General features: G+C 64.0%; 7 protein-coding genes and 2 pseudogenes. 3 read left to right on the forward strand and 6 right to left on the reverse strand.

Annotated elements, in window-relative coordinates; translation table 11 throughout:
* Positions 1-45 precede the first annotated feature (45 nt).
* Both Q8N40_RS25950 and Q8N40_RS25955 read left to right on the forward strand, forming a co-directional pair.
* A pseudogene (locus Q8N40_RS25950) lies at positions 46-816 on the forward strand (fumarylacetoacetate hydrolase family protein); the annotation flags it as partial.
* Positions 817-873: 57 nt separating this feature from the next.
* Positions 874-1,875, forward strand: a pseudogene (locus tag Q8N40_RS25955) (2-dehydropantoate 2-reductase); the annotation flags it as partial.
* Between the two features lie 103 nt (positions 1,876-1,978).
* Here the strand turns inward: Q8N40_RS25955 and Q8N40_RS25960 are convergent.
* The 3 genes from Q8N40_RS25960 to Q8N40_RS25970 all read right to left on the reverse strand — a co-directional run bounded on the left by Q8N40_RS25960 (position 1,979) and on the right by Q8N40_RS25970 (position 6,959).
* Positions 1,979-5,146 (reverse strand): PAS domain S-box protein, encoded by a 3,168-nt coding sequence (locus Q8N40_RS25960; RefSeq protein ID WP_305713847.1) that lies wholly within the window; start codon positions 5,144-5,146, stop codon positions 1,979-1,981.
* Positions 5,147-5,368: 222 nt separating this feature from the next.
* Complete coding sequence (locus tag Q8N40_RS25965; protein ID WP_305318771.1) at positions 5,369-6,139, reverse strand: gamma-glutamyl-gamma-aminobutyrate hydrolase family protein; 771 nt, start codon at positions 6,137-6,139, stop codon at positions 5,369-5,371.
* A gap of 127 nt (positions 6,140-6,266) precedes the next feature.
* Positions 6,267-6,959 (reverse strand): hypothetical protein, encoded by a 693-nt coding sequence (locus Q8N40_RS25970; protein ID WP_305713848.1) that lies wholly within the window; start codon positions 6,957-6,959, stop codon positions 6,267-6,269.
* A 150-nt stretch (positions 6,960-7,109) separates the two neighbouring features.
* On the opposite strand from Q8N40_RS25970, the gene Q8N40_RS25975 reads away from it, so the two are divergent.
* Positions 7,110-8,264: an AI-2E family transporter gene (locus tag Q8N40_RS25975; RefSeq protein ID WP_305713849.1), complete on the forward strand. Its 1,155-nt coding sequence runs from the start codon at positions 7,110-7,112 to the stop codon at positions 8,262-8,264.
* Here the strand turns inward: Q8N40_RS25975 and Q8N40_RS25980 are convergent.
* The 3 genes from Q8N40_RS25980 to Q8N40_RS25990 all read right to left on the reverse strand — a co-directional run bounded on the left by Q8N40_RS25980 (position 8,248) and on the right by Q8N40_RS25990 (position 10,158).
* Positions 8,248-8,550, reverse strand: coding sequence for an antibiotic biosynthesis monooxygenase (locus Q8N40_RS25980; RefSeq protein ID WP_305713850.1), 303 nt, complete (start codon positions 8,548-8,550; stop codon positions 8,248-8,250). The genes Q8N40_RS25975 and Q8N40_RS25980 overlap by 17 nt on opposite strands.
* A 100-nt stretch (positions 8,551-8,650) precedes the next feature.
* Positions 8,651-8,887, reverse strand: a complete 237-nt coding sequence (locus Q8N40_RS25985) for a hypothetical protein (protein WP_305318767.1) — start codon at positions 8,885-8,887, stop codon at positions 8,651-8,653.
* Between the two features lie 47 nt (positions 8,888-8,934).
* On the reverse strand, positions 8,935-10,158 hold the full coding sequence (locus tag Q8N40_RS25990) for a diguanylate cyclase (protein WP_305318766.1): 1,224 nt from the start codon (positions 10,156-10,158) through the stop codon (positions 8,935-8,937).
* Positions 10,159-10,169: the final 11 nt, after the last annotated feature.

Here is a 10,169-nt window from a genome sequence, read left to right on the forward strand (position 1 = left end):
GTCCGCCGCGCATGCGAACGACGCTGGCTTACCGGGAGGTTGCAGATGGCAAAGTGGATCCGTTTCGAACAGAATGGAAATACCGGCTTCGGCACGCTGGATCACGGCATCATTACAGTTCATACCGGCGACCTGTTCGCCGGGGCGAAACCCAGCGGCCAGACGCTGAAATTGGCCGACGTCGAGATCCTGACGCCGTGCCAGCCAACGAAAATGATCTGCTTGTGGAATAATTTCCACCAGCTCGCGGCCAAGAACGATTTCACCGAGCCGAAGGAGCCGTTGTGGTTTCTCAAGGCGCCGAATGCCTATTGGCCCGCGAACAAGCCGATCCAGCGTCCCGCCACCTACGCCGGCAAGATCATCTATGAAGGCGAGCTCGGAATCGTCATCGGCAAGAAATGCTTCAATATCTCGGAAGCCGAGGCCGGCGATTACATCTTCGGCTATACCTGCGTGAACGACGTCACCGCCGTCGATCTGTTGCGCAAGGACAAGTCGTTCGAGCAGTGGGCGCGCGCCAAGAGCTTTGACACGTTCGGGGTGTTCGGTCCTGTCATCGCCACCGGACTCGATCCGCTGAAATTGTCGGTCAGGACCGTCCTGAACGGCAAGGAGCGGCAGAACTATCCGGTCGCCGACATGTTCTTCCCCCCGCACCGGCTGGTCGCCGCGATTTCAAAAGACGTGACGCTGATGCCGGGCGACATCATCGCCTGCGGCACCTCGCTCGGCGCCGGCACCATGGCGGAAGCGCATAACATGGTCGAGATCGTGATCGAAGGCGTCGGCAGCCTCGGCAATGTGTTCGACCAGGTACTGCCGAGTCCGTACCTGACCGGCGCGCCTCCGCCACAGAAAAAGATCTGCGTGGTCGGCGCCGGCGCCATCGGCGGCCTGCTGGCGGCCAAGTTTGCGCTCGCCGGCGAAGATGTCACCGTGATCGACCAGGGCACGCATCTCGCCGCGATCCAGAAGAACGGCCTCAAGCTGGAGTGGCATGACGGCAAGGTCCAGACCGCCAGAATGAAAGCCGTCAACAAGCCGGCGGAAGCCGGCAAGCAGGATATCGTGGTGCTGGCGGTGAAGGCGCATTTCCTCGATCAGGTCGTGCGCGATATCGACTCGCTGCTCGGCCCCGATACCATCGTGCTGACGGTGCAGAACGGCCTGCCGTGGTGGTACTTCCAGCGGCTGGGCGGCCAGTACGACAACCACAAGCTCGACAGCCTCGATCCCTCGGGCGTCCTGACCAAACATATCGATCCGAAACGATTGATCGGATGCGTGGTCTATCCCGCCGCGGCAGCCACAGCGCCGGGCGTGATCCATCATGTCGAGGGCGATCGCTTCCCGATCGGCGAACTCGACGGCAAGGAGACGGCGCGCGTCCGGGAATTGCACGACGTCTTCATCAAGGCCGGGCTGAAATCCATGGTGCTGCCGGATATCCGTTCCGAGATCTGGCTGAAGGCGTGGGGCAATCTCTCGTTCAACCCGATCTCGGCGCTGACCCATGCCACGCTGGTGGACATCTGCCAGTTCGCCGAAACCCGCGCGCTGGCGGCAGCCATGATGAAGGAAGCCCAGGACATCGCGCAGAAGCTCGGCGTCACCTTCCGCGTCAGCATCGACAAGCGCATCGCCGGCGCCGAAGCGGTCGGCGCGCACAAGACCTCGATGCTGCAGGACGTCGAAGCCGGCCGTTCGCTGGAGACCGAGGCGCTGATCGGTTCGATCCTGGAAATGGCGCGGCTGACCAACACGCCGGCGCCCGCCATCGAATCCGTCTATGCGCTGGTGAAGCTGCTCAACAAGGTCATGCTGCTGGAAGGCGGCGGCGTGAAGGTGGAGAAAATCGGCAAGGCTGCCTGACGGAATGGCTGACTGACGGAATGGCTGCCTGACGGAATGGCTGCCTGACGAAATGGCTGCCTGACGGAGTGTAGCGCCATCGCGAAGCGTTGGCGCAATCCTCTTATTCCGGCGGATTCCGCAAGAAGCGATCGCGGTATTCCAGCCCCGAATGCGGGGTTGGTATGGAATCGCTCGCAGCGCCCACGGATCCATCGAGGCAGAGACGCAGCAGGCGCGCCAGTTCCGACCTCCGGTACGGCTTCACCAGCAACCGGATGTCGGACGAAAGCCGGCCATGCCGGCTGAGGGCATCATACGTATAGCCCGACGTGAACAGCACCCTCAGCCCCGGCCGCAACAGGGCCATCGTGTCGGCAAGCTGTCCGCCGTTCAGTTTTCCCGGCATGACAATATCGGTGAACAGAAGATCGAACTCTGCCCCCGCATCCGCAATGGCCAGGGCTTCGGCCGCATTCGATGCCACCAGGACCTTGTAACCAAGGCTCTGCAATTGAACGATCACATAGGCGCGCACGCTGGGGTCATCCTCGACGCACAGGATGGTTTCGGCACCGCCCGGCGATGGCGCATCCTCAGCCGCCGGCAAATGGAGGCCGCCCTCTTCCGCCCTCGGCAAATAGACCCGGAAACTGGTGCCGCGACCGGCCTCGCTGCGGACCTCGACATTGCCGCCGGACTGCTTGGCGAAGCCGAACACCATGCTGAGACCGAGCCCGGTGCCCTGGCCGGTTTCCTTGGTCGAAAAGAACGGTTCGAAGATCCGGTCCCGGATGGCATCGGGAATACCGGTGCCGGTGTCGGTCACCTCGACCACGATGTAGTCACCGGGGCGATCGACACCCCTGGCCGCGCCCGCCGGCGCGTCCAACGCGATGTTTTCGGTCGCAAAAATTAGTTTTCCGCCGTCGGGCATGGCGTCGCGCGCGTTGATGGCGAGATTGACGAGTGCGGAACTGAGCTGGCCGGCATCGACATGGGCCGGCCACAGGCAATCGCTCAGCACCATCTCGATTTCAATCTGCCTTCCGAGCGTCGGTTCCAGCAGTCTCGCGGCTTCCTTCACAAGCTCATTCACGTCGATCTTTGCCGGCTGAAGCGGCTGTTTTCTTGCAAAAGAGAGCAGATTTGCCGTGAGCTTCGAGCCCCTGTCGGCCGCCTCGCCGATCATCTTTGCAATCGACGCAAGAACCGGCTGATCCTGGACGCCTTCGGCGAGAATTTCGATCGTGCCGGTGATCACCGTAAGCATGTTGTTGAAGTCATGGGCGATACCGCCGGTCAGCTGGCCCACCGATTCCATCTTCTGGGCCTGGATCAGCTGTTCCTCGGCCGCACGCTTCTGGGTGATATCGCGGAGGAACGCATTGACGATGTAACCGTCGCCGCGGCACAACGCCGTCAGTGAAACTTCGGTGAAGACTTCACTGCCGTCCCGATGCAGCGCCAGCATTTCGAACCTCAGGCCAGTCGTCGTGCCCTCCATGAACGCCTGAAGGAATTGACCCGCCCTTTGCCTGTTCGCGGCGCGTTGCGCCTCCGGCGCGATCAGATCGCAGACGTTTACACCGACGGCCTCCGACCGGGTCCATCCCAGCATCAATTCTGCGGGCGGGCTCCAGTCGACGATGACACCTGCTGCATCCATCTGAACGAAGGCGTCGATGGCGCTATTGACAATGGCTTGCGCCATTTTCTCGCTGTCGACCAGCGCCTGATGCGCTTGCCGTTGTGCGGTGATATTGCGGAAGACGGTAACCGCCCCGCTCAACGCGCCGGATTCGTCCCTTAACGGCCGGGCGTTCGCGACGATGTAAGCCGGAAGGTGGGGTAATTCCGGCTGAACGATGAATTCCATGTCGTCCACGCTTTCGCCCCGCAGCGCCTGCGCCAACGCCGAGTTCGAAGCCGGCAGCGGCGTCACCCCGTCCGGATAGAAATACTTGAACCGGCGCAATGCTTCGGTCGGATTGACGCCTGGATCGATCTCCAGCAGACGCTGGGCAGCGGCGTTGGCAATCACGATCTGACCGCGCTCGTTTGCCACGAGGACCGGGTCGCCGATACTGGCGATGGTATTTTCGAGCAACGCCTGCTTCGCTCTGAGTTCGGTTGCCATCCCCGCGAACGCCTCGGCGAGAACGCGGATCTCCGCACCGCCCCCGGACGGCAGCACTCTCAGTTCGCCGCGCGACAACCCCTTCGCCGCATCGGTGATTTGCACCAGGGGCCTGGACAGCGAGCGGGCCAGCAGGATGGCGAGGAGAGCCGCCAGCAGGACCGCCACTCCGCCGCCGATCTGTGCTGAACTGCTCACGGCTGCCAGTCCGTGATTGAGTGTTGAGTAATCGGCGGCAACCAAAACCGTCAAACCAGTGGCACCGGAGAACGACACTGCCGCCCCACCGACCCCGACCCGTTCACCGCTGCGATTTTCCCAGAACTCGCCCTTGCTCATGGAGCCGCTTGCCAACGCTTTATCGAATCCCGGAAAATCATCCTGGATGCGCGCCGGGGCACCCGCCGCGACAGCGAATTCGCGACTGCGGTCCGGATGGATCAGATAGTTGCCGGCGCCATTTACGAGGAATACCTGATTGTCGTGGTTTATCTCGGCCCGAATGTGATCGAACCTTGCTCCGAGGTCGAGATTGATCACGCCGATGCCGAGTATCTGGTCGTTGGCGGTCCAGAGCGGTACGGTGACGTGAAGCACCGGACTGGCAGCGCGGTCGGCGTTGCCACTTTCCTGGAGCTCGCCGGGCGAGGCGTAGACACTGTACTTCGGCTGGCCGACCGCCCGCTTGAAATAGTCTCGTTCGCCCACCTGCATCAGTTCGGCGTCAGGGACGATACGGATCGCGCCGCCCGGCCCGCCGCGGTCCACGCGAACCAGCTCCCGGCCGCCATCGGCGACGCCGATAATGCGGATCTGGGCATATTCCGACTTCGCCTTCAGCACACGCGAAAGCCGCGCCGCAATGCTTTCCCGGATCGCCTTGTCGGTTTCCGGCACGAACGGGATGGCGGTTCTGGCGACACCCAGCTGCGCCACGCCGTTGGAATACTGCAGGGAGGACGCGTCCTGACCGACGCTATTCAACACCGTTTCCAGATTGGACGCGATCAACGTGGCCTTGGTGGCAAGCCGATCGAGCGCGCTCGGAAGCGCCACGCCAGCGACCAAGTGATACGTGATGACGCTCAGGACGGCCGTCGTCACCAGTACCAGCGACACCATCGCGAGCGCCAGCCTGGTCGACAGTCTCATACCACCGACCACCTTGGTCCGCCTTGTTTCTGATTTCTTTGTGCTTGCTGACGGGATATTGGCATCTGCGGCGCAAAAATGACAATCGATGCCGCCTGCTTTTTCAGGTCAATACCATCAACATCAAGCTCCGGCGGCCGTATTATTACGGGGTTCGCCGCTCCATGAATGGATTGGCCCATGCCCGCCGGGGATCGGCGGACCGGGTAAACGACCGGGTCGCTAGCCGGTCCGCTTGTACGCCGTCAGCGCCTCGCCAAATGCCTGAAACAGCTTGCGGTTGATCGGATTGCGCTGTGGATCGTACTCCGCGTGCCACTGCACGCCAAGCGCGAAGCTCGGCGCATCCGCAATCCGGATCGCCTCGATCGTGCCGTCCTCAGCCACGCCCTCGACGACGACGCGCTCGCCGGGATCGAGAATGCCCTGGCCGTGAAGCGAATTGACGCGAATGGTCTCGCACCCCAGCAGCGTCGCGAAGGCGCCGCCGGGAACGAGATTGACGTCATGGCGGTCGGCGAAAACCACCGTAGGGTCCGGATGGATTTCGCCGCTCTCCAGCCGCGGCATCCGGTGGTTGATTCGCCCCGGCAGTTCACGGATCTCGGGGTGCAGCGAGCCGCCGAAGGCCACGTTCATTTCCTGCAGGCCGCGGCAGATGCCGAACAAAGGGATGCCGCGCGCGACGCAGGCCTGCGACAGCGCCAGCGCCAGACCGTCGCGCTGCATGTCGTAGGGCTCGTGGCGGGGGTGCGGTTCGGTGCGGAAATGCGTCGGGTGAACGTTGGCGCGGGCGCCGGTCAGGATCACGCCGTCGACCACATCCAGCAGGGCGCCGAGATCGGTGATTTCGGAGCAGCCGGCGAACATCAGCGGCAGCGCGCCGGCGACTTCGGCCACCGCGCGAAGATTGCGCTCGCCGGTCATCTGCGTCGCAAATCGATCCTCGACGCGATAGGTGTTGGCGATCACCCCGACGACCGGCCTCCTCATTGCATGGCTTCCAATCTCACGTCGCAAATCTCTGGCAGGTAAGTCTCAGGCAGCGAAATCCCCGGCGGATCATGCCTGCCACCCCGTACCGGATCAATATGGCACGCTCAAGCGCGGGCCTGCATTGCTATTTCCGTGTGAAAGCATCCTTGGAATCGATGGCCTCGGCGGTCGGCAATCCCGCGGCCTGAAGCGCCCGGCCCGCCGCATCGTCCGCTCCGTTCAGCCACGGCAGTCTGGCCTCGATGCCGCGGGTCACGGGATCGCCGAGCGAACCGCCGAAGTCGAGCGGCCAGAGGCCGTTCGGCACCACCTCGGCCGAAATGCCGCGGAGCCGGTAGCCCTTGCCCAACGCGCCCTCGACCTCGTTGGGCGGCACCCGGCGTGCGCTGGCGGGATCGGCGGGGTCGGCAAAGCTGACCAGCACCGGGATCACCTCGCCGGTCACGGGCACCGCGCCGGTCACTCGGCTCATCTGGCTGAACGACACGTTCTGTCCCGCGGCCTTGTAGGCGCGCAACGCCACATAATTGATCTCGTCGAGTTCGAGCGATTTGTCGATATGGGCCAGCAAGGCGACCAGGTTCTTGCCGCCGCCGAGATCGACGAACACGGCATCGCCCCTGGTGCGGGTCTTGCCGCCGCGGCTGTAGCTTCGGTCCGGATGCACCGCCATGATGCCGGCGGCCGATTTGACGCCTGCAGGCGTCTCCACCTCGACGGTCAGGCGGTATTTGTGATTGGGCCGGTTGATCCTGATCTGGTCGCCGATCACAATCGCGGCCAACAGGACCAGCGGGCCGACGTATTTGAAGTTCATGCCGATCGTCCCTCGCCATCCCGCGGCCCGGATCCCGGGCCCCGCTTTGCACACCCGGCACGCCAGCGTCAAACCGGCGCCTTCCGCGCTTGATCCCGGGCGCATTTCACTGAAGAGTGCCGCCGGAAATCGATTGAAGGGGGAATCAACGTGGCAGTCTCGGCTGACGATCGACTTCGGGCCCGCAACGACCTGGCATGGTCGATATCGGTCGGCGGAATCGGCATTGTCATATTTGCGGCCCTGCTCATCTTCACCTGGAATTTCGCGGCGACGCTGTTTCTGATTTTCGCCGGCATGCTGCTCGGCGTCGCGCTCAATGCCATGACCCATTTGCTCGGCTACGTCATCAGGCTGCCGCATTCGCTGCGGCTGACGGTCGTATGCCTGGTGCTGGCGGGCATGCTGTCGGGCGTGGTGTTTCTCGGCGGCGCCACCATTGCGAAACAGGCCACCGTGCTGAGCGATACGATCAAATCGCAGCTGGTCAACGTCAAGGCGTTCCTGGAGAAGAACGGCATCGATACCAGCTATCTCGAACTCGGCAATATCGGCACGCCGGCCGCTTCGTCGACCCAGGAAACGTCCGTGACGCCGGCGGCACCGGTCCCGCATAATCTTCCGAGCGCAGGCGCCATCGCCACCGGCGGCGGCGCGATCGTGAGCCAGACGCTGAAAGTGCTGCTCGGCACCGTCAGCGCGGTCGGAAATTTCTTCATCGTCCTGTTTCTCGGACTGGCGTTCGCGGCGCAGCCCGCGGTCTATCGAACAGGGCTGTTGTACATGGCGCCGGCGCGGCATCGCGCCCGCGCGACCGTGATCGTCGATCGTATCGGCGGGACGCTGGAGCGCTGGCTGATCGCGCAGATCGTCACGATGTTCGCGGTGTTCTTCGTGACCTGGCTGGGCCTCACCATCATCGGCATCCAGAGTGCGTTCATTCTGGGTATCCAGGCCGGATTGCTGGCCTTCATTCCGACCATCGGCGCGCTGATCGGCGGCCTGATCGTGGTGCTGGCGAGCCTTGCCTCCGGATGGGTCGCAGGCTTCAGCGCCTTCGTGCTGTTCATGGGCGTCCACGCGCTGGAAAGCTATGTCCTCACCCCGATCATCCAGCGTCACGCGCTGGACATTCCGCCCGCCACGCTATTCGCCTTCCAGATCCTGCTGGGCGTCGTGTTCGGCATCTGGGGTCTGGCGCTGGCGCTGCCGCTGATGGCGATCGCCAAGGTCATGATCGATCATTTCAAGGCCGAGAGAAGCCCGGCTGACGCGGCCACGGCCGGGTTCAGGGCGCCGAGCTGAGCACCGTCTCGGTATGCTCGACCTCGGGCGGCGAGGCAAAATACTGCCCGACCAGCCCGCGCCATTCCGTGAAGTTCTCCGAGCCGCGGAAATCGACGGTGTGGTTCTCGAGGGTTTCCCATTTGGCCATCAAACGATAGCGCTGCGGCTTCTCGATCGAGCGATGCAGTTCGAAGCCGCCAAACCCCTTGGCGCGTCCGAAGGCTGCGCGGGCCCTGGCGACCGCCGCCTCGAAATCCTTCTCGGAGCCGGGTTTGATGTCGATCTGCGCGATTTCGGTGATCATCGGGGGCGGCCTTTCGCTGGAGAATGAACGTCTCTAGCCCAGCCCGCCGCAAAGAAAAAGGGCGCCTTGCGGCGCCCGGCATGCGCGTCCCGCAGCAAACTCAGCTGAACAGCAGCACCGTGCCTGCAACCGTCAGGGCGCAGCCGGCGAACATCGCCAGCGGCCAGCGGCTGCGCGGGGCGGCATAGCGGCCCTGCGCCCGTCGTTCGCTGATCAGCGCCGTCTCGTATTCATCCGATGTCGAGAACAGGCAGGCGAACCCGCCGCGTGCCGAGGCGGCCGCGGCTTCGAGCGACATCAGGGCGGCGTTGGTGCGATGGCTTGGAACCATATTCATGACCTGCATGATATCGATGGAATGGTAAACGCGGGGTTACCGCGCGCTTAGGCGAGCCGCGTCACGGCCGGCTGCTGCGGCTGGCGCGCAATGCCCGCGGTCTTGCGCCGCCAGTTCTCCAGCGACAGCGGCAACTCCTCCGCCGCCTCGACGCGATTGCGCCCGCCGCGTTTGGCCTGATAGAGCGCGGTATCGGCCGCGGCCAGCAGCACCTCGAGCTCGGTGCCGGCCGGGCCGCCGGCCACCCCGATGCTGACGGTGGTGTCGACCGGACCGGTCTCATCGACGATTCCGGAAGCCTCAAAGGCCTCGCGAACGCGTTCGGCGGCGACGACGCCCTCTTCCAGCGAACAGGGCAGCAGGGCCGCGAACTCCTCGCCGCCGACACGCCCCGAAAGGTCGGTGATGCGCAGCCCGTTGACCACGACGGCGGCGAACAGTTTCAGAATCTCGTCGCCCGCCGGATGGCCGAAGCGGTCGTTGATCGACTTGAAATGGTCGATGTCGAAGATCATCACCGTCACCGGACGGCCGGCATTGGCCTCGCGATCGATCACCCGCGCGCACACCTCGGCAAAGCCGCGGCGGTTGAGCATGCCGGTCAGGGGATCCATCGACGCCGCGGTCTTGTGCGCGGTCACCGCGCGGTCCGACACCAGCATGAAGATCACGAACACGGTGCCGACCGCGTAGAGCACGAGCTCGATGGAGAATACCTTCACCCAGATGCTGCCGGAGAACGTGGCATCGTTCGCGTGCAGGAGGTCGCCGAGCAGGATCGGCAGCATCAGCACGAAACCGTGCAGCACCGGGACCACGATCGCCGGCCAGCGCGCCTGCAGCGCACGGCGCCGGTCCGACCACAATTCGGCGGCGGTCAGCGCCGCATAGGCCGCGACGATGCCGGCGCCGATCGTCATACGCAGCGCGGTGGCGTCCGGCGGCAGGGTCATGACGGCGGCGATCCAGGCGATCGCGCCGAGAACCAGCCCCGGCAGGTTCGGCTTGCGGCCGTGGAACACGCGCGAAGCGTTCCAGACCATACCGCAGGCCACGAAGCCGACCGCGTTGAGCGCCAGCGAAAGCAGTTCGCCGAGTGCGCCGGCGGCGAGCGTCCACAGCGCGACGGAGGCCGCGCCGAGCAGATAGGCGGTGCCCCACCATTTCAGCGCCGGGATATTCTCCTGCTTGCCGAAAAACAGCAGCATGGCGCCGAGCATGGCCGCAACCATGGCGGCAACGAGATACAGCGTGGAAATATCGAGCGACATGGTCCACCGGA

The sequence above is a fragment of the Bradyrhizobium sp. genome, from assembly GCF_030693485.1.
Classification (GTDB): Bacteria; Pseudomonadota; Alphaproteobacteria; order Rhizobiales; family Xanthobacteraceae; genus Bradyrhizobium.